The sequence below is a fragment of the Ruegeria arenilitoris genome, from assembly GCF_013032445.1.
GTDB lineage: Bacteria > Pseudomonadota > Alphaproteobacteria > Rhodobacterales > Rhodobacteraceae > Ruegeria > Ruegeria arenilitoris_F.
In genome coordinates, this window is record NZ_WQCA01000003.1 from 309,692 (window position 1) to 328,684 (window position 18,993).

The window sequence follows — 18,993 nt, forward strand, 5'->3', positions numbered from 1 at the left end:
TCCTTTTGCGTATCGCAAGGGGCGCCCCGGCCCCGATAAATTCCTATCCCAGCACTTTGCGGATCAGACGCGCGGCAACCCATCCCAGGATTGCCCCGATGCCCACCGCCCAGACCGGGTTGATGAAGTCCATGTAAAAGATGTTGACGTAGGCCATGCCAAGCAGGCCGCCCAAAACCGGCAGTGCATACCCAAGCCAGGTCAGCACATCATCCTTCTGGATGCGATTCCGGGGTGTCTTCGCCATCAACCGACAGAGCCTTCCAGCGAAATTGCCACTAGTTGCTGCGCTTCCATGGCGAACTCCATCGGCAGCGCCTGCAGCACGTCCTTGCAGAACCCGTTGACGACCAGCGCCACGGCTTCTTCCTCGTCCATGCCGCGCTGACGGCAGTAGAACAGCTGATCGTCGTCCACCTTGGACGTCGTCGCCTCATGCTCAACGCGCGATGAGTTGTTTTTGACCTCGATATACGGAACCGTGTGCGCCCCGCATTTATCGCCGATCAGCAAGCTGTCGCACTGGGTATAGTTGCGGCTGTCCTTGGCTTTCGGGTGCATCGAGACCAAACCACGATAGGTATTCTGCGCCTTGCCAGCGCTGATGCCCTTGGACACGATGCGCGACTTGGTGTTCTTGCCCAGATGGACCATCTTGGTGCCGGTGTCAGCCTGCTGCATGTTGTTTGTGATCGCGATCGAGTAGAACTCGCCCTGGCTTTCATTGCCGCGCAGGATGCAGGACGGGTATTTCCAGGTCACAGCCGAGCCGGTTTCCACCTGCGTCCACATCACCTTGGACCGGTCCCCCCGACAATCGGCGCGTTTGGTCACAAAGTTGTAGATGCCGCCCTTGCCTTCTTCGTCTCCGGGGAACCAGTTCTGAACGGTCGAGTATTTCACCTCGGCGTCTTCCTCGACGATGATCTCAACCACAGCAGCGTGCAGTTGCGCCGTGTCACGCTGAGGCGCAGTACAGCCTTCCAGATAGGACACGTAGGAACCCTTGTCGGCGATGATCAGGGTACGCTCGAACTGGCCGGTGTTTTCCGCATTGATACGGAAATAGGTGCTCAGTTCCATCGGGCAGCGGACCCCCGGCGGGATATAGACAAAGGACCCGTCCGAGAACACGGCCGAGTTCAGCGTGGCGTAGAAGTTGTCCGACACAGGAACCACGGTGCCCAGATACTTTTGCACCAGCTCTGGGTGATCCTTGATCGCCTCAGAAATCGAACAGAAGATCACACCGTGCTTGGCCAACTCGTCCTTGAAGGTCGTGCCCACGGAAACCGAGTCGAACACCGCGTCCACAGCAACCTTGCGGCCCTCGGCAGGCACATCTTCGGCACCTTCGACGCCAGCCAGAATCATCTGTTCTTTCAGCGGGATACCCAGCTTTTCGTATGTGGCCAGCAGTTTGGGGTCGACCTCATCCAAAGATTTCGGTTTTTCCTCCATCGATTTCGGACGGGCATAGTAGTACTGGTCCTGAAAGTCGATCGGCGGATAATGCACCATCGCCCACGTCGGCTCTTCCATCTTGGTCCAGCGTTCAAAGGCCGACAGGCGCCATTCGGTCATCCACTCGGGTTCTTCGTTTTTCTCAGAGATCAGGCGGACGATATCCGGGTTTACGCCCTTGGGCGCATATTCCATCTCGATATCGGTATCCCAGCCGTATTTGTAAGTGCCAACCTCGCGAACCGCATCCACGGTTTCCTGATCGACACCTTCTTTTACCTGGGTCTGGTCCAAAGCGGCCATATCCTTCACTCCGTCAGATCACGCGGCACGCGCGCGATGCTTTTTCTCTTTTTCAAGCCACGCTTCGGCGAAGCGCAGCACATCTTCTTCGGTCGTCAGCGGCCCAAGCGACACGCGTATCGCACTGGTAGCCGTGACCTCGTCATATCCCATTGCCGTTAGAACCGCGCTGGCGCGGACCTTACCGCTGGAACAGGCCGAGCCCGCGCTGACCGCAAACCCAGCCAAGTCCATCTGCATCACCTGCGTTTCGCCCTTCCAGCCTGGGGTGGCGAAACACAGTGTATTGGGCAGGCGATCCTGATCTTTCCCGACAAAAATAGTAGATTTAGACCCAGCCTCAAGGGCCTTTTCTAGAATATTTCTAAATTCCCGGACCTGCTCCCACACGCCATTGGCCAGATCCCGAGCTGCCGCCTCTGCTGCAGCCCCGAACCCCGCGATTCCAATGACATTTTCCGTGCCCGAACGACGACCCATTTCCTGGCCTCCGCCCTTGATCTGGGCAGGCAAATCCGTGCCGCGTTTCATCACAACAGCACCGATGCCTTTCGGACCACCCAGTTTGTGGGCTGAGATCAACGCCATCTGGGTATCTATCCAGTTGAACGCGACCGGCAGCTTACCAAACGCCTGAGTCGCATCGGTTACGGCCAGCCCCTTTGGAAGCTTCTGAACAAGTCCAGTTTCCGAGTTAGCCAATTGCAGGGTCGATGCTTCGGGTTCTGACACCTGAACCTGACCGGATTTCGCAACAGGTAAATCCTCAGCAATCCAAGCCCTTACCGCGTCATGCTCAATCGCCGAGCCGTGCAGGTTCCGACCACCCAGTGCCAACGCCGCCCCCTCGGTCGAGCCCGAGGTAAACACGATATCCGCCCGATCGGCACCAAAAGCGGATGCAATTTGCGCCCGCGCGCGTTCAACCACCGCCTTGGCGGCGCGCCCCTCGGCATGGACCGAGGACGGGTTTCCGCACAACTCCATCGCCGCAATCATCGCATCGCGCGCCTCGGGACGCAGAGGAGTTGTCGCGTTATGATCCAGGTAAATGCGAGTCATGGATTCACCTTTTTCAAAACGCGAAACCCTGAATTGCCGGATACATGCTGCATCACATCACTCATCAACAATGGCAAACAGGCTGGGCACGGCAGGACACGGAGCAAGATCGTTTTTGATCACATCCGACAGCCGCGTCTGGTGCAGGAAAACATAGACATGCGCGCTGAGGCTTTCCCACAAACGGTTGGTCAGCGATTGAGCCCGGCTTCCCGACGACGCGCCAGACGCGCCTGCGCCTTTCTGCAAGGCATCAACTGTTTCATCCACGGCTGCTAGAACTTCAACCACGCGAATTTCCGATGCCGGACGCGCCAAACGATATCCCCCACCCGGCCCACGAACTGAAGACACCAGATCAGCGCGGCGGAGTTTGACAAAAAGTTGCTCCAGATACGGCAGCGAAATATCTTGCCGCTCCGAGATTTCCCCCAATGTCACAAGGGTATCCTGAGGTTGAGTAGCGATATCGGCCAATGCAACCATTGCATAACGACCTTTGGTCGAAAGCTTCATTGTCTACTCCTCTTGGCAGATACCGCGCGAAAACATTGACGCCGCCGCCGCCAGTGCGTATCTCCGACAGGCAGCAACTTGCGCAAAGCAACATAATTAGAACCGTTCTAAGGTGCCTGACGATAACCGTCAAGTATATCCCGGCGCCAAGAAGAAAAAGACAGGACCAAAGCACACATGCCCGAGGTGATTTTTCCCGGACCCGAAGGCCGCCTGGAAGGCCGTTACCACCCGCAAAAGGAAAAAGACGCACCGATCGCCATCGTGCTTCACCCGCATCCACAGTTTGGCGGGACCATGAACAACAAGGTGGTCTACAACCTGCATTATGCGTTCTACAACATGGGTTTCACCGTGTTGCGCTTTAACTTCCGTGGCGTCGGTCGCAGCCAAGGCGAATACGATCAAGGCGTGGGTGAGCTAAGCGATGCCGCTTCGGCGCTGGACTACCTGCAGTCAATGAACAGCAACTCAAAACACTGCTGGGTCGCCGGTTTCTCTTTTGGGGCGTGGATCGGGATGCAACTTCTGATGCGCCGCCCCGAAATCACCGGCTTTATCAGCGTGTCGCCGCCGGCCAACATGTACGATTTTTCGTTCCTGGCACCCTGCCCGTCCTCTGGCCTGATCATCAATGGCTCGGCTGACCGTGTAGCGCCACCGACAGACACGACCTCGCTGGTGAACAAACTTCACGAACAAAAAGGTATCACCATCACCCATAATGAAGTGGAAGGCGCCGACCACTTCTTCCAGGACCGTCACATGGACACACTGATCACTGATGTCAGCGACTATGTAAAACGCCGCCTGACCGAGAACACGCGTTAATGTCCGACACCATCACCACCCTCGCAGCGAAGCTGGCCGAGGACACTATGAAAGTGATGGACGAAACCGGAGAAGACCGCTTCTATGTTGAAGTGGGCGATCTCTTGGGGGCGTCCTCTCAGACTTTGGAAGAAGCGTTTCTGACCGAAATCCGCGTCCGTTTGTCCGAGCGCAAAGCCCGCCAGTTTGTGATCAAACGACTTACCGAACACCGCGCGAAAACAAAGGCAATTGAAAAGAAATGAACTCCAGGTTGTCCGCGCAAATCGAATTCCTGAAACGCGCGGACAGCCTGAAATCGGTTGATCGCGCCAACTTCCTGCTGGATCAGTCCCGCCCTGAAAACGCGGCCGAGCATAGCTGGCAACTGGCGCTTTGGGCGCTGGTGATGCAACCCTTGGCCGATACAGATGTCAGCATCGACCGGGTCATCCGGATGTTGTTGTTGCATGATCTGGTCGAGATCATAGTTGGTGACCACCCGATCCACCTGCAAACAGACTGGCAGGCCGTCGAGCGGCTTGAAAACGCCGCCGCAGCCGAGTTGTTTGGCCTGTTGCCCACGGATCAAGCTGCGACCTGCCTTGCCTTGTGGCAGGAGTTCGAGGCCGACCAAAGCCCGGACGCGAAATTCGCCAAATATCTGGATCGTTGCCAGCCGATGTTCCAGGTCCTTTGCGCGCCCAATCCAATGCCAGAACACCGGGCAATCGTGCAGGACAACCTGAACGGTGGGCGCGCGGCCTATCTGAAGACCGAGTTTCCCGAAGCCCATGCCGCCGCCCAGAGCCTGCTGGATGGCAATCAGCCAGCTGAAACCACGTTCTCGACTCGCCTTACCTTTCTTGCAGAGACCGACCAGTTGAAATCGGTTTTCCGCGCCTCGCGCCTGCTCAGCGGTGAACGGTTCGAAAATTCGGCCGAGCATTCGTGGCATATCATGCTGTACGCTTGGATACTGGCGGAACACGCAGCACCAGGCGTTTCGATCGACCGCGCACTGAAAATGCTGTTGCTGCACGATATCGTCGAGATCGACGCCGGAGACCATCCGATCCACGGTCAAGTCGACCACGCCGCGCAAGAAGCCGAAGAACAGGCGGCAGCCGAACGCCTGTTTGGGTTACTGCCGGATGATCAAAAATCAGATTTTATGTCCTTGTGGTACGAATTCGAAGCCGCCGACAGCCCGGACGCCCGCTTTGCAAAGGCCATAGATCGCTTTCAGGCCCCGGTCGGCAATCTTGCCACGGGCGGTGGATCATGGACAGATTACAACGTCACCTACGCCCAGATCGAACAGCGTGTTGGCACCCCGGTACGGCGCGGAGCGCCAGGTCTGTGGGCGTGGCTTCAGCCGCAGCTTGACGCCTTTTTTGCTGCTACAACCAATTCGTAGGCAAAAGAAAAAGAGGCCCAAAGGCCTCTTTCCCCCGTGTTTCAGCAGACGCTCAAACCTTATCACTATCTAACCGTTCAACAAACTTGGCCGCATTTTTGTCGACGGACCCCCCGCCTGCAAGCCACCCGAGCGCTACGATCAATGCCGAAACTAAAACGATATACTTGGCAAACTTCGTCATGAAAAACACTCACATAACAAAAACCTTTAAAAACAAATGCTTTTTATCATGTAGGTTTGCAAAATGACAGTCAGGTTATCCTGACCTTACGACAGCTGTCAGTATCGGCTCTTTCGTTTTCACAAGGCCGGTGGCATCGAGATTTCTCTTGCCCGTGCGGCTGATTTCGTGCTCAACCTCGCAAAACTTTTGTCGAGAACCTCACCGTGCCCCATGCTTATCTGATCCTGTTTCTGGCGGTCATCGCCGAGACCATCGGTACCACGGCCCTGCAGGCCAGCCAGCAGTTCAGCCGCCTCTGGCCGTCTGTTCTGGTCGTTGTCAGCTATGGCATCGCTTTTTATCTTCTGGGTTTGACGCTGAAATTCATGCCGGTTGGCATCGTCTACGCGATCTGGTCCGGCCTTGGCATCGTGTTCATCGCGATCATCGGCTTTATCGTCTTCGGGCAAAGACTGGACTGGCCGGCGGTCCTTGGACTGACGATGATTCTGGCCGGAATTCTGATCATTCACCTGTTTTCCAAGACCGCTGGCCACTGATCACCGGTTAGGGCTGGCCTATTTGGTCAAACCGCGCTATGCGCGCGGCAACTTCCCGTTCAAAGGCTGACCTCTCATGGACCTGCGCAACATCGCAATCATCGCTCACGTGGACCACGGCAAGACGACCCTGGTGGATGAGCTGCTCAAACAATCCGGCGCGTTCCGGGAAAATCAGGCTGTGGCCGAACGCGCCATGGACAGCAATGACCTCGAGCGCGAGCGCGGGATCACCATCCTTGCCAAGGCCACTTCGGTCGAATGGAAAGGCACGCGTATAAACATCGTCGATACCCCCGGCCACGCCGATTTCGGTGGCGAAGTCGAGCGAATCCTCAGCATGGTCGACGGCGTTGTCCTTTTGGTTGACGCAGCCGAAGGCCCGATGCCGCAGACAAAGTTCGTGACCTCGAAGGCGCTAGCTCTGGGCCTGCGTCCCATCGTCGTTCTGAACAAAGTCGACAAGCCCGATGCCGAACCCGACCGGGCGCTGGACGAATGTTTCGACTTGTTCGCCAACCTTGGCGCTGACGACGACCAGCTGGATTTCCCGGCCATGTATGCCTCGGGCCGTTCGGGCTGGGCCGATATGGAGTTGGACGGACCGCGCCAGGACCTGACCGCCCTGTTCGACCTGATCGTCGATCACGTGCCTGCCCCGAAACAGGCCGACATGAAAGACGAGCCCTTCCGGATGCTGGCCACTACGCTGGGCAGCGACCCGTTCATCGGTCGCATCCTGACCGGTCGCGTGGAAAGCGGTACGCTGAAGGCCGGTGACAGCCTCAAAGCGTTGTCGCGCGACGGCACACTGATCGAAAACTTCCGCGCGTCGAAAATCCTGGCCTTCCGCGGTCTGGCCCAACAGCCTATCGACGTCGCCGAAGCGGGTGACATCGTCACCATCGCGGGCATGAGCAAGGCAACAGTGGCCGACTCGCTGGTGTCGCCGCAGGTTGAAGAGGCCCTGCCCGCGCAGCCGATCGATCCGCCGACCATCACCGTGACCTTCGGCATTAACGATTCGCCCTTGGCCGGACGTGACGGCAAAAAAGTGCAGTCGCGTGTGATCCGCGACCGCCTGATGAAAGAGGCTGAATCCAACGTCGCCATCCGCATCACCGACACCCCCGGCGGTGAGGCTTTTGAGGTTGCCGGTCGCGGCGAATTGCAGATGGGCGTTCTGATCGAGAACATGCGCCGCGAAGGGTTCGAACTCAGCATCTCGCGCCCGCAGGTTCTGTTCCGTGACGAGGACGGCCAGCGCATGGAGCCCATCGAAGAGGTCACCATCGACGTGGACGATGAATTCTCGGGCGCCGTGATCGAAAAAATTACAGGTGCACGCAAAGGCGAACTGGCCGAGATGCGCCCCGCCGGCGCTGGCAAAACCCGTATCATCGCACATGTACCCTCTCGTGGTTTGATCGGATATCATGGCGAATTCCTGACGGACACCCGCGGCACCGGCGTGCTGAACCGCGTGTTCCACGGCTGGGCGGCCCACAAAGGCCCGATCCCTGGCCGTCGTGCAGGCGTTCTTATCTCGATGGAGAATGGTCAGGCCGTCGCCTACGCTCTGTGGAACCTGGAAGAGCGTGGCCGCATGTTCGTTGGGCCGCAGGCTGATGTCTATCAGGGTATGGTGATCGGTGAGCATTCGCGGGATAACGACCTTGAGGTTAACCCGCTCAAGGGCAAAAAGCTGACCAACGTACGCGCCAGCGGTTCCGACGACGCGGTCCGGCTGACCCCCCACGTTCAGTTTTCGCTGGAAGAAGCCATCGCGTATATCGACGATGACGAACTGGTCGAAGTAACACCTAACGCAGTACGCCTGCGCAAACGGTTTCTCGATCCGCACGAACGCAAGCGCATGGCAAAATCTGCCTAGAGTTGACTGTGAAATTGTTCACGTTTGTGAAACAATACTTCAACAGAGGCATTTTTACATCCCATTCCAAGCATTGAACGCCAGAACAGCCCGCCAATATGGCGGGCTTTCTTTTTGGTTTCAAGTCACTTTCCCCTTATAGTTGCGCATAATATAAGTCGCTCGCCTTAAGCTCCCCTTGCAATTGCGTCAAAAACTGGATGTAATTAGGGTATAAAGATGGCACGTTTTTTTTTGTAAGCCATGTATCTCCACAGTTGTTGTGAAGAAGTTTGTAACGAGTATTGAAGGAGTGGCGCTATGCGCGTGAAATCCCGTTTATTGTCTATTGTATTTGTTTCGGCAACATTCCCACTGATTACGGCCAGTGCGGCGCTTGCGGAAAGATGTAACACCAAAACAGCTCGTCAGTCAGTATCAACTGATACACTGTGTGGTTGCACAGTCGTTGATACCCGAATGCTGCGCTATATACAGCGGCGTGCTGACTTTGAGGATATTTTGGCAAGGACTCTTGAAAGCTGTCCTGGATTCGCATCTGTTCTGACAGACATTCCAACGGCAACAACAAATTCCTCTGATCGGGATTCTGACGGAAATGGTCAAGGTGAAAACTCTGGCGTTTTCTTCGCCAGTAGCGGAAGCGACGACAACGGCAACGATGGTGGAAACAGTAGCAGTGACAGCGGCGACAACGGCGGCGGCCGCAGCAGCGGTGAAGGCCGCAGCAGTGGTGGTGGCGGCAGCAACGGTGGCGGCGGCAATTCCGGCAGCGGCAACGGCGGCAACAATGGCGGCGGCGGCAATTCTGGCAGCGGCAACGGCGGCAACAACGGCGGCGGGGGCAATTCCGGCAGCGGAAACGGCGGCAACAATGGCGGCGACGGCAATTCCGGCAGCGGCAACGGCGGAAGCAATGGCGGCGGCGGCAATTCCGGTAGCGGCAACGGCGGCAACAATGGCGGCGGTGGCAGCTCCGGTAGTGGCAGTGGCGGAAGCAACAGCGGCGGTGACGGTGGAAACTCGGGCGGTGCCGGTAGTGGCGGCGGTACCGGTGGCGGCAATGCCGGAGGTGCTGGCAGTGGTGGCGTATTCTAATTGAGAACCTGCAGATCAATGCTGCTAAAAATTGATCGGCATAATCTGACCATCTGATTCAGAATCAATACGGCGACTGGTTTGTCGCCCTTGCTATTGTCAAATGATCGGATCCTTGGCCGAGTTTCGGCAAGATAGTTTTAACTACGGCTGTAAACCCCAACCCAACCGCTGGGTTTTCGAGGATTTTGCATTCGGAGGAAAAGGTATCGAGTTGCGGACCATGGTTTGATTTGATTTGTCAGGTTATCCAATACCAAATCACCGGCAGTTGACCGGTAGACAAGTACAGCATGCGCGTTACGCTGCCTGTCCAACACGGTCGCGATCAACAACTTGCTGGGATCCACGCCTGCACGAATCAAATCGCGCTTTTTCAAGAGAGCGAAATCTTCACAATCCCCGCCTTGGGATGTCGGCAGTGCCCATCTCTCCGCAGTACGGTACTGCGACATGTCCGTAACCGTGCGTGTTGTTGCGTTAACCTGGCGGTTGATCCGCTGGACGACCCGCATTTCCTGTTGGCTTGACATAGACGCCGAGGCCTTGGACGAACAAGCCCAGTTGTATTCATGGCAAAGCCCGCGCGCTCCGGTAGGCGGCGCTGACGCTGCCGCTGCCTGGATAAAGCTGCCCTCGCTCGCACCGGCCGCAGTGCCCGCAGCAAAGGCGCTGGTCGCCAACGCAGTTACAACGAATAGTCGTCCCACGGACGTGGCCAACCGCGCATAAACGTCTCTGAAGTCAGTGCTCAACGGTTTCATGCCTGTTCCTCTATTCCAACTATTTCCCGCGATGGCGGTAAAACGGGACCGTAGAGTGCTTTGCATCACTATCAGCGGATGGTGCCGTTTGCGCAATCAGCAGTGACGTTGCAAGCAAAAAAAGGCAGAAATTCGTCCGTCATTTGGACCATTTCTGGCAGAAATATAGGGTTTTTGGTCAAAAAGGGAAAAACGTTATGCAGTCCTTTCACCCAATTTCCACCATAAGTATTTGATAAATTTTACTTGTTTGCAAGAATTTTAGGCCAGAAAGCCTATTATGGCGTCTGACCTTTCTATTGGCTGAAACCCGCCCAGCTAAACAGAAATTGGCGCAAGTTTGCCAATTCGGCTTTATTCCGTGATCTCCACCACAACCAGTTCTCGTTCGCTGGCACCACGCGCGTGATCCAACGCTTGCTGATATTCCGGGGATTCGTAGCACTCCACCGCAGCCTCAACCGAGGGGAACCGGGCCACGACATTGCGCGGCCGCTCTTTGCCTTCAAGCTGAACATAACGCGCTGCGCGGGCGATGAACTCACCCCCGTGCTTGGCAATCGCCGGACCAGCTAGCTCAGCGTACTTTCCATAGGCCTCGTTATCGGTAACGGTGACGTGGGCGATCCAGAGTGCGGGCATGTTATCCTCCCAATACTTGTTCAGCGGCTTTGATCGCCGCATCGGAATTTGAGGCATCACGACCACCGCCCTGCGCCATGTCGGGGCGTCCGCCGCCGCCTTTGCCACCCAGTTCAACAACTGCGGCCCGAACCAGATCAACGGCCGAGACCTTGTCCGTCAGGTCCGTCGTCACACCGGCCGCAACGGCGGCCTTGCCACCGGCATCGGCAATCAACAGCACCGCGCCCGAGCCCAACCGGCTTTTGTGTTCGTCGATCAACGCGGGCAGGTCTTTACCGGAAACGCCGCTCAGCACCTGCGCCAGGAAGGGTACTCCGTTCACATCGCGGGCCTCGGCACCGCCCTGCCCTGAGCCGCCAGCCATCGCCAGATCGCGGCGCAGTTGCGCCACTTCGTTTTGCAAGGCCTTGCGTTCATCCAGCAATGACTTGACCCGGCTAACCACGTCGTCCGGCTGTGCTTTCAATTCTGACGCAATCTGACCAAGCCTTTGATCTTGCGCCGAAAGGTGGCGGAACGCCTCGTCACCGGTCAGCGCTTCGATCCGCCGCACACCGGCACTGCTGGCGCTGTCACCCAGCACGACAAAAGTGCCGATATCCCCGGTCTGACGCACATGCGTCCCGCCACACAGCTCGATCGACCATGTGTCGCCGTCGTGCCCTTTACCGGTCGGGGCCTTGCCCATCGAGACAACGCGAACCGCGTCGCCGTATTTCTCACCGAACAGGGCCTGAGCACCCAGTTCCCGCGCATCGTCCGGCGTCATGATCCGGGTTTCAACGGTCGAGTTCTGGCGGATGAACTCGTTCACCTCGCGTTCGACCTTCTGGATTTCCTTGGGGCTCAGCGCCTTGGAATGGCTGAAGTCGAACCGCAGCCGGTCTGGCGCGTTCAGCGACCCGCGCTGTGCAACGTGATCACCCAGCGTTTCACGCAGCGCCTCGTGCAGCAGGTGAGTGGCCGAGTGGTTGGCGCGGATCGCGGTACGGCGCGCGTGATCGACAGAAAGCTCGACCGAGTCACCCTTCGACAACGTTCCCTGGCTGACCGTTACACGATGCGCATAGACCTTGCCTTCGGCAAACTTACGCGTGTCTTCAACCTGCGCCACGTCCTGCATGTTCTCGAGGCGCCGGACTTCACCGGTATCGCCGACCTGACCACCGGCTTCGCCGTAGAAAGGCGTCTGGTTGACGACAACCCAGCCGGTGCCCCCCTGTTCGATCTTATCGACCAGAGCACCGTCAACTACCAGCGCGGCCACTTGCCCTTCGGCTTTTTCGGTATCGTAGCCAAGGAAATCCGTGGCTCCGGCCTCATCCAGAACGTCGAACCAAACAGCCTGATCCGCAGATTCGCCCGAACCGGCCCATGCGGCGCGCGCCTTGGCTTTTTGTTCGGCCATGGCGGCATCGAAACCATCCGTGTCCACCGTCAGGCCCTTTTCGCGCAGCGCATCCTGCGTCAGGTCCAGCGGGAACCCGTATGTGTCGTACAGTTTGAATGCTGCATCACCAGACAAGGCCGCACCTTCGGACAGGCCCGTGACTTCGTCATCCAGAAGCTTCAGACCTCGATCCAAGGTCTGCTTGAAGCGTGTCTCTTCCAACAGAAGGGTTTCTTCGATCAACGCCTGCGCCTGACCCAGTTCCGAATACTGCGCGCCCATCAGTTGTACTAGCGTTGGCACCAGACGGTGCATCACCGGATCTTTCGCGCCCAACAGGTGTGCGTGGCGCATGGCCCGACGCATGATCCGGCGCAGAACATAGCCGCGCCCATCGTTGCTGGGCATCACCCCGTCCGCAATCAGGAACGAAGTCGAGCGCAAGTGATCCGCGATAACCCGATGGTGGACGTTCTGGTCTCCATATGGATCAACGCCAGTTGCGTCCGCCGACGCCTCGATCAGCGTCTTGAACAAATCGGTATCATAGTTGTCATGGCTGCCCTGCAGCAGCGCGCCGATCCGCTCCAGACCCATGCCGGTGTCGATCGACTGCATGTCGAGTTCGACCATCGAGCCGTCCTCGAACTGTTCGTTCTGCATGAAAACGATGTTCCAGATTTCGATAAACCGGTCGCCATCTTCCTCGGCCGAACCCGGAGGGCCACCCCAGATGTGGTCGCCATGGTCATAGAAAATTTCCGTGCACGGGCCGCAAGGACCGGTCGGACCCATCTGCCAGAAGTTGTCATTGGTTGCGATGCGGATGATCCGGTCTTCGGGAACGCCAACCTTTTTCCAGATCTCAAATGCCTCGTCATCGGTGTGATAGACCGTGGTCAGCAGGCGGCTTTTATCGATGCCGAATTCCTTGGTGATCAACTCCCACGCAAACGGGATCGCGTCCTTCTTGAAATAATCACCGAACGAGAAGTTCCCCAGCATCTCAAAGAATGTGTGATGCCGTGCGGTGTAGCCGACGTTGTCCAGGTCGTTATGTTTGCCACCGGCACGAACGCATTTCTGGGCCGTGGTCGCACGCTGATAGTCGCGGGTTTCTACTCCGGTAAACAGGTTCTTGAACTGCACCATGCCCGAGTTCACGAACATCAGCGTCGGGTCATTGCGCGGGACCAGAGGGCTGGACGCCACCACCTCATGCCCCTGCTTGGCAAAGTAGTTCAGAAAGGTCGATCGGATATCGTTCAGCGTGGGCATAAGCTTCTCTCAGCGCGCAATCATATTGTGTTGAAACGGGTTTATCCCCGTCCCCGCGGATAGTCCACAGCATTGGGGGTGCCGAACGAAACAAGGCGGCCCATTGGACCGCCTTGCCTTTAGAATTCTTCTATAGCCTTAGGCTTCGAGGATATCGTCATCTTCGGCAGCGCCCGGCGGCATGTCAAACTCCAGCCCGTGTGCAGCACGAATCTTGTCTTCAATCTCAAGCGCGGCACGGCTGTTGTCGCGCAGGTACTGCTTGGCGTTCTCACGCCCCTGCCCGATCCGCTCGTCGCCATAGCTGAACCACGAGCCGGATTTCTCAACCACACCGGCCTTAACGCCCAGATCCAGCAGCTCACCCATTTTGCTGATGCCTTCGCCATACATAATGTCGAATTCCACCTGCTTGAACGGCGGCGCCACCTTGTTCTTTACGACCTTGACGCGGGTCTGGTTGCCGACCACTTCATCGCGGTCCTTGATCGCACCGATCCGGCGGATGTCCAGCCGGACCGAGCTGTAGAATTTCAGCGCATTACCACCAGTCGTGGTTTCCGGGCTGCCGAACATTACGCCGATCTTCATCCGAATCTGGTTGATGAAGATGACCATGCAGTTCGAACGGCTGATCGAACCGGTCAGTTTGCGCATCGCCTGGCTCATCAGGCGGGCCTGAACACCGACGTTGCTGTCGCCCATGTCGCCCTCAAGCTCGGATTTCGGCGTCAGCGCCGCCACCGAGTCGACCACGACCATGTTCACCGCACCCGACCGCACTAGCGTGTCGGTAATTTCAAGCGCTTGCTCGCCGGTGTCGGGCTGCGAGATCAGCAGTTCATCCAGATCAACACCCAACTTGCGGGCATATTGCGGGTCCAGCGCATGTTCCGCGTCAACGAACGCACAAACACCGCCGCGTTTCTGCTGTTCTGCAATGCAATGCAGCGTTAGAGTGGTTTTACCCGAGCTTTCAGGCCCGTAAATCTCAACAATCCGGCCCATCGGCAGACCGCCGATCCCCAGCGCAATGTCCAGACCCAGTGAACCGGTCGAGCTGGCATCAATATCCTGCTTGGCATCCTCGCCCAGCTTCATGATCGAGCCCTTGCCGAACTGCCGTTCAATCTGCGCCAACGCGCTGTCGAGCGCCTTTTGCTTGTCTGCGTTTTTCTTGTCGCTCATCGTCAGAAGATCCGCCATTGTCCTGTCGCCTTCCCTTTTGTCACACCCTTGAACGGGCGGCAATCGCTGCTTTGTTCGCCTCTTGTTCCTTATGAGACCAAAAAGAGAACATTTCAACTAAAACTTACAATACTTACTGTTCAGCAATTGTGTTAAAGAGTCGTTTACGCCAATCTGCGACAGTAACAAAGATTGGCAAAGGGCAACTAAATGCTTGTTTTCTATAAGGAACGCCTTGCGTTTCTGGCCGTTCCCAAAACAGGCAGCACAGCATATCACACCGCCCTACGCGACCGCGCCGACTTTGTCGTAACCGGTCCGCCGGATCTGAAACACGCCCCAGTGCGGCGCTATGACCGTTTTTTTCAGAACATCTTTCGGAAAATGTACGACACCGAAATGGAAATCATGGCGGTCGTACGCGAACCGATCGATTGGCTGGGCAGCTGGTACAAGTTCCGCAGCCGGGATGACCGGATCGGGCATCCACATTCCACCCGTGACCTGAGCTTTGATGACTTTGTGCAAGCCTATATGCAAAACCCCCGTCCTGAATTTGCCGATATAGGCAGCCAGAGTCAGTTCTTCCGCACCCGGAGCAACGGCTTTGGCGCCAGCCATGTCTTTAAGTATGAAAACCAGGACAAGATTCTGGATTTCCTGCAAGACCGGCTGAACATGCAGATCGACCTGAAACGGGAGAACGTCTCACCCCATCGCGAACTGCTTCTAACACCCGAGACGGAAACCAAATTTCGCAAACGGCACGCGGCCGAGTTCACCTGCCATGATGCGGCACTTTAGTTGATCTGCTGAAACACCGCCTCAGTCAGTTGGTTCAGCGAGAAGGGCTTGGGCAGGAAGGTGGAATTCGGGATCTCCGGGCCTGAATCGCCGAAAGCTCCCTCGGTGTAGCCGGACATGAAGATCACCCTTGTATCCGGACGCGCCTCCATCGCCTTGCGCACCCAGGTCGGCCCGTCCATGCCTGGCATGACCACATCGGTGACAAAAACGTCGACATTCAGCGCGCCGTCCTCCAGCAGACGCAGCGCCTCTTCCGCCGACTCGGCCTCGAGCACGGTATAGCCTTTCAACCGCAGCGCACGTGTCGCAAAAGCGCGTACCGGAGCCTCGTCTTCGACCAGCAAAACAACGCCTTCGCCCTTACGGGAAGTTTGCGGGTCGGCGGCGGGAATTGCGTCGCGTTGGGCTTCTGGTGAGGCGACAGACACAGGCAGATAAACGATGAATTCCGTCCCGTGCCCCTGAACGCTGTCGACAAAAATGAAACCACCCGTTTGCTTGACGATTCCGTAGACCGTCGACAACCCCAGACCGGTGCCTTCCCCGGTGCGTTTGGTCGTATAGAACGGTTCGAACACCTTTTGCTGCTTTTCCAAGGGTATACCGACGCCGCTATCGATCACCTTAACGGTGACGTACTCGCCGGGCTGAACCGTAGCGCGGTCACGCGTGAGAGGGTCGTTCAGCACCACAACCTCGGTCTCGATCCGCACCTCGCCGCCATGGGGCATAGCATCACGGGCGTTGACCACGAGGTTCATCAGCACCTGTTCCAGCTGCCGTTTATCCGCCCGAACGGGTTTCAACACCGGGTCGTGGCTAAGGATCAGGCGGACTTTCTCGCCCACCAACCGATTCAGCAAGTGGATCAAATCCGAGATCGTATCGCGAAGATCCAGCACCTCAGGCTGCAGCGTCTGTTTTCGCGAAAACGCCAGCAACTGACTAACCAGAGCGGCCGCCCGGTTGGCGTTCTGGTTGATCTGCACAAGGTCCCCATAGTTCGGGTCATTCTGGTCATGCCGCAGCAACAGCAGGTCGCAATGCCCCGAAATGGCCGTTAGAAGGTTGTTGAAATCATGGGCGACGCCGCCAGCCAGTTGCCCGACCGCCTGCATCTTTTGCCCCTGCACGAACTGCGCCTCGAGCGTCTTGAGTTCGGTGGCGTCGTTCAACACCGCAATCAGCTGAACCTGCCCGTCATTCACAACTCGGTTCAGCGTGACCTGAACAAACACTTCTTTGTCCTGCCGGGTCAGACGCAGGAACTCGGACCGCAGCGCCGGTTCCTGAGCCGCCGTGCGCGACAGCCAATCCAAAATCGGATAGCCGAGCCCGTGCATGATCTGGTCGGCATTGGTTTCTCCGGGATCGATATCCCCGATCAGTTTCACCGCCAGACGGTTGGCCTCGAGAATCCTTCCGTCAGGCGCAAGGCGCACGATGGGCACCGGCAACTCGGCAAAGGACGCGCCACTGCTGACATGCCCCACTGCCTCTGTCGGCAGCAAGAGCAGGTCACGCACGGTGCCGGACCGGTTGAGTTCGCACACGGCGGCAGAGACGGCGCCATTTGCCGTCTGGATCTGCACGATTTCGCCTTTTGGGCCAGGGGCGTTGGATAGGACATCTTGCAGCGTATGTGGCCTTTGCCCCAGCAAATGGGCCGCCGCAACGTTGACCCGCAGCAATGTACCGTTGCGACCTTCGGTTAAAACGGGAACGGCAACCTCGTCCCATTGCCCTGGGGTATCCAGATGAAACCGCCAGCAGTACTGACCATTGCCGACATCGAACACAGAAACCGGTACTGTTGATCCAACGGTCACAATGTCTTCGCGCGCTTTGCCGTAAATCTCTGCCTTCGATTGTAGCCGCAACAGAATCGCCGCTGGATTTGCGAACGTGGACTTCAGGCAGTATTCCAACCGCCCGCCCGGGGTGGCATGAAACTTGTTTCGCGCCTCAGTGTTGACGGCCAGAATTTCACCCTGAGTATTTGCGATCACACAAGGAAACAGATCCTGTTCCGCAAAAACCGCCATAGTTTTCACCGCCTGCTGCGCCAGATAATCCACGATCTTTCCCCGCAGCACCACAAGGAAACTCGTTGCCAGCAGCGATACACCCGCCACAACAACTCCGGTGTGCCATAGCCGGGGTACAAGCCCCATAACGGGCGAAAGGCTCAACAGCACGCCGATCAAGACCAGAGGAGCTAGTCGCAAACCGGTCGGGGCATTTTGATAGGACGGATCAGAAAAAACTTCCGTAGTGTCAGTCATAAACAACTCAGGTCAGTGGGCTTTCACGCAGTCAGCCCAAGTAAGGTTAATGCCCGTTTAAAAACTAGCACTCTCCTTTAAGTTGCTATGACCTGTCGCGCTATCGCGTCAAGTGTGATGTGAAGAATCCGTCCGTGCCGTGGGAGACAAGCCACGATTTCCGAAAAACCTCGGTCCAAACCGGATTCTTACGCAGGAAAGCATCGACAACATTTCCGTTTTCGTCGTCCAACATCGAACAAGTCGCATAGGCCAGAATACCACCTGGAGCGATCACCGGTGACAGCTGTGCCAGAATAGCGGCCTGAATACTCGACAATTCCTGCAGGCGGCTTTCGGTCAGCGCCCATTTCCCTGCCGGAGCCCGCCGCCACGATCCGCTGCCTGAACACGGCGCATCCGCAAGGATGATATCGAACGGGGCCCGTTGAGCGATATCTTTCGTTGCCAGAATCTCGACCCGCGCGCCGGCCCTCTCGGCCCGTGCCGGAAGGTCCCGCATCCGTGTAGCGTTCACGTCATGGGCAAAAACCGAGACACCTTTTCGCGCGGCCAGGGCCAGAGACTTACCGCCGCCGCCCGCGCAATAATCCAGCACGCGCATCCCCGGACGCAAATCCAAGGCCGCAACAACAGCCTGACTGGCCGCATCCTGAAGCTCGACCAGCCCGTCCGCATAGGCCCGGCTTTGCGCGATCTTGCGCGCGCCTTCAGTGACCTCCAACGCTGTGTCACAGGCAGGATGAGCGGCGGTGATGATACCGTCGGCGGCCAGCGCCTCGATTGCCTTGGGGACGTCCGCCTTGATCAGATTGACCCGCAAATGCACCGGCGCGCGGCTTTGCAGGGCCTTTGCAACCGAAACCGCCTGATCTCCCAGCGAAGTTTCAAACCGGGGCCAGAGCCAATCGGGGATATCATACTGTTCGGCCTTGGAGGCGAAATCGCACCCGACCTCATTATCAGTCAAAACCTCGGGCGCGTGGCGGGTGCCCGAGAACAATTCCTCCAACGACTCACCAGATGCACGCACGGCACCGATCATCAGGCCACGCCCGGTCTCGGCCCCTCCGAGCGCCGCATAAGATCGTTTGCACCGCAATGCAGTGAACACATGATCGCGGACCGCAGCCCGATCCTTGGACCCGGCGAACCGGCTGCGGCGAGCCCAGTTGGTCAGGGATTTCTCGACAGGCGCGCCCGCAAGAATCTCATCAAGGATTTCTATCGAAGCCTGAATACGTGCGGCCGGGGTCATGATCTCTTCCGATGCTTAAAATTTGACTATTGCCATAGCCAGAAATGCAAAACGGCGCCCTGATCCGGGCGCCGCAAACCTTGAA

17 protein-coding genes are annotated in these 18,993 nt (G+C 57.4%); 7 read left to right on the forward strand and 10 right to left on the reverse strand.

The window, feature by feature from the left end; translation table 11 throughout:
• Positions 1 to 43: 43 nt before the first annotated feature.
• Genes GOW98_RS06000 through GOW98_RS06015 form a run of 4 tightly spaced genes read right to left on the reverse strand, consistent with a single transcriptional unit; the run spans position 44 to position 3,345 of the window.
• On the reverse strand, positions 44 to 247 hold the full coding sequence (locus GOW98_RS06000) for a hypothetical protein (protein WP_170330154.1): 204 nt from the start codon (positions 245 to 247) through the stop codon (positions 44 to 46).
• Positions 247 to 1,767: a Fe-S cluster assembly protein SufB gene (sufB, locus tag GOW98_RS06005; protein ID WP_170330155.1), complete on the reverse strand. Its 1,521-nt coding sequence runs from the start codon at positions 1,765 to 1,767 to the stop codon at positions 247 to 249. Before sufB ends, GOW98_RS06000 begins: the two co-directional genes overlap by 1 nt.
• 18 nt (positions 1,768 to 1,785) lie before the next feature.
• Positions 1,786 to 2,829, reverse strand: a complete 1,044-nt coding sequence (locus tag GOW98_RS06010) for a cysteine desulfurase family protein (protein ID WP_170330156.1) — start codon at positions 2,827 to 2,829, stop codon at positions 1,786 to 1,788.
• Positions 2,830 to 2,886: 57 nt separating this feature from the next.
• Positions 2,887 to 3,345, reverse strand: coding sequence for an Rrf2 family transcriptional regulator (locus tag GOW98_RS06015; protein ID WP_170330157.1), 459 nt, complete (start codon positions 3,343 to 3,345; stop codon positions 2,887 to 2,889).
• 177 nt (positions 3,346 to 3,522) lie between these two features.
• Here GOW98_RS06015 and GOW98_RS06020 point away from each other — a divergent pair, with 177 nt between their 5' ends.
• The 6 genes from GOW98_RS06020 to GOW98_RS06045 all read left to right on the forward strand — a co-directional run bounded on the left by GOW98_RS06020 (position 3,523) and on the right by GOW98_RS06045 (position 9,293).
• On the forward strand, positions 3,523 to 4,176 hold the full coding sequence (locus GOW98_RS06020) for an alpha/beta hydrolase (RefSeq protein ID WP_170330158.1): 654 nt from the start codon (positions 3,523 to 3,525) through the stop codon (positions 4,174 to 4,176).
• Positions 4,176 to 4,421 carry a hypothetical protein gene (locus tag GOW98_RS06025; RefSeq protein WP_170330159.1) on the forward strand — a complete coding sequence of 82 codons (246 nt, stop codon included), beginning with the start codon at positions 4,176 to 4,178 and terminating at the stop codon, positions 4,419 to 4,421. The genes GOW98_RS06020 and GOW98_RS06025 overlap by 1 nt, the downstream gene beginning before the upstream one ends.
• An 8-nt stretch (positions 4,422 to 4,429) precedes the next feature.
• Complete coding sequence (locus tag GOW98_RS06030) at positions 4,430 to 5,575, forward strand: HD domain-containing protein (RefSeq protein WP_367646808.1); 1,146 nt, start codon at positions 4,430 to 4,432, stop codon at positions 5,573 to 5,575.
• 390 nt (positions 5,576 to 5,965) lie between these two features.
• The gene (locus GOW98_RS06035; protein WP_170330161.1) at positions 5,966 to 6,301 is read left to right on the forward strand and encodes a DMT family transporter; all 336 of its coding nucleotides are present in this window, start codon (positions 5,966 to 5,968) and stop codon (positions 6,299 to 6,301) included.
• 76 nt (positions 6,302 to 6,377) lie between these two features.
• Positions 6,378 to 8,195, forward strand: coding sequence for a translational GTPase TypA (gene typA, locus GOW98_RS06040; protein WP_170330162.1), 1,818 nt, complete (start codon positions 6,378 to 6,380; stop codon positions 8,193 to 8,195).
• Positions 8,196 to 8,495: 300 nt separating this feature from the next.
• Positions 8,496 to 9,293 (forward strand): hypothetical protein, encoded by a 798-nt coding sequence (locus tag GOW98_RS06045; RefSeq protein ID WP_170329867.1) that lies wholly within the window; start codon positions 8,496 to 8,498, stop codon positions 9,291 to 9,293.
• 140 nt (positions 9,294 to 9,433) lie between these two features.
• Here GOW98_RS06045 and GOW98_RS06050 read toward each other — a convergent pair whose 3' ends face one another.
• The 4 genes from GOW98_RS06050 to recA form a co-directional block, all read right to left on the reverse strand.
• Positions 9,434 to 10,123, reverse strand: a complete 690-nt coding sequence (locus tag GOW98_RS06050; protein WP_367646811.1) for a transglutaminase-like cysteine peptidase — start codon at positions 10,121 to 10,123, stop codon at positions 9,434 to 9,436.
• Between the two features lie 288 nt (positions 10,124 to 10,411).
• On the reverse strand, positions 10,412 to 10,699 hold the full coding sequence (locus tag GOW98_RS06055) for a DUF1330 domain-containing protein (RefSeq protein WP_170330164.1): 288 nt from the start codon (positions 10,697 to 10,699) through the stop codon (positions 10,412 to 10,414).
• Between the two features lies 1 nt (position 10,700).
• The gene (alaS, locus tag GOW98_RS06060) at positions 10,701 to 13,370 is read right to left on the reverse strand and encodes an alanine--tRNA ligase (protein ID WP_170330165.1); all 2,670 of its coding nucleotides are present in this window, start codon (positions 13,368 to 13,370) and stop codon (positions 10,701 to 10,703) included.
• A gap of 138 nt (positions 13,371 to 13,508) precedes the next feature.
• On the reverse strand, positions 13,509 to 14,576 hold the full coding sequence (gene recA, locus GOW98_RS06065; protein ID WP_170324960.1) for a recombinase RecA: 1,068 nt from the start codon (positions 14,574 to 14,576) through the stop codon (positions 13,509 to 13,511).
• Between the two features lie 192 nt (positions 14,577 to 14,768).
• Between recA and GOW98_RS06070 the strand changes: the two genes are divergently transcribed.
• Positions 14,769 to 15,362, forward strand: a complete 594-nt coding sequence (locus tag GOW98_RS06070) for a sulfotransferase family 2 domain-containing protein (protein ID WP_170330166.1) — start codon at positions 14,769 to 14,771, stop codon at positions 15,360 to 15,362.
• On the opposite strand, the gene GOW98_RS06075 is transcribed toward GOW98_RS06070, so the two are convergent.
• Both GOW98_RS06075 and GOW98_RS06080 read right to left on the reverse strand, forming a co-directional pair.
• Positions 15,359 to 17,650, reverse strand: a complete 2,292-nt coding sequence (locus GOW98_RS06075) for a hybrid sensor histidine kinase/response regulator (protein ID WP_170330167.1) — start codon at positions 17,648 to 17,650, stop codon at positions 15,359 to 15,361. The genes GOW98_RS06070 and GOW98_RS06075 overlap by 4 nt on opposite strands.
• Before the next feature lie 100 nt (positions 17,651 to 17,750).
• Positions 17,751 to 18,908: an RsmB/NOP family class I SAM-dependent RNA methyltransferase gene (locus GOW98_RS06080; protein WP_170330168.1), complete on the reverse strand. Its 1,158-nt coding sequence runs from the start codon at positions 18,906 to 18,908 to the stop codon at positions 17,751 to 17,753.
• Positions 18,909 to 18,993: the final 85 nt, after the last annotated feature.

What these genes read in the sequence shown, in the direction of transcription:
- GOW98_RS06000 (WP_170330154.1), bottom strand. Translation starts at nt 247, where the DNA reads ATGGCGAAGACACCCCGGAATCGCATCCAGAAGGATGATGTGCTGACC.
- sufB (WP_170330155.1), bottom strand. Translation starts at nt 1,767, where the DNA reads ATGGCCGCTTTGGACCAGACCCAGGTAAAAGAAGGTGTCGATCAGGAA.
- GOW98_RS06010 (WP_170330156.1), bottom strand. Translation starts at nt 2,829, where the DNA reads ATGACTCGCATTTACCTGGATCATAACGCGACAACTCCTCTGCGTCCC.
- GOW98_RS06015 (WP_170330157.1), bottom strand. Translation starts at nt 3,345, where the DNA reads ATGAAGCTTTCGACCAAAGGTCGTTATGCAATGGTTGCATTGGCCGAT.
- GOW98_RS06020 (WP_170330158.1), top strand. Translation starts at nt 3,523, where the DNA reads ATGCCCGAGGTGATTTTTCCCGGACCCGAAGGCCGCCTGGAAGGCCGT.
- GOW98_RS06025 (WP_170330159.1), top strand. Translation starts at nt 4,176, where the DNA reads ATGTCCGACACCATCACCACCCTCGCAGCGAAGCTGGCCGAGGACACT.
- typA (WP_170330162.1), top strand. Translation starts at nt 6,378, where the DNA reads ATGGACCTGCGCAACATCGCAATCATCGCTCACGTGGACCACGGCAAG.
- GOW98_RS06045 (WP_170329867.1), top strand. Translation starts at nt 8,496, where the DNA reads ATGCGCGTGAAATCCCGTTTATTGTCTATTGTATTTGTTTCGGCAACA.
- GOW98_RS06050 (WP_367646811.1), bottom strand. Translation starts at nt 10,123, where the DNA reads ATGCAAAGCACTCTACGGTCCCGTTTTACCGCCATCGCGGGAAATAGT.
- GOW98_RS06055 (WP_170330164.1), bottom strand. Translation starts at nt 10,699, where the DNA reads ATGCCCGCACTCTGGATCGCCCACGTCACCGTTACCGATAACGAGGCC.
- alaS (WP_170330165.1), bottom strand. Translation starts at nt 13,370, where the DNA reads ATGCCCACGCTGAACGATATCCGATCGACCTTTCTGAACTACTTTGCC.
- recA (WP_170324960.1), bottom strand. Translation starts at nt 14,576, where the DNA reads ATGGCGGATCTTCTGACGATGAGCGACAAGAAAAACGCAGACAAGCAA.
- GOW98_RS06070 (WP_170330166.1), top strand. Translation starts at nt 14,769, where the DNA reads ATGCTTGTTTTCTATAAGGAACGCCTTGCGTTTCTGGCCGTTCCCAAA.
- GOW98_RS06075 (WP_170330167.1), bottom strand. Translation starts at nt 17,650, where the DNA reads ATGACTGACACTACGGAAGTTTTTTCTGATCCGTCCTATCAAAATGCC.
- GOW98_RS06080 (WP_170330168.1), bottom strand. Translation starts at nt 18,908, where the DNA reads ATGACCCCGGCCGCACGTATTCAGGCTTCGATAGAAATCCTTGATGAG.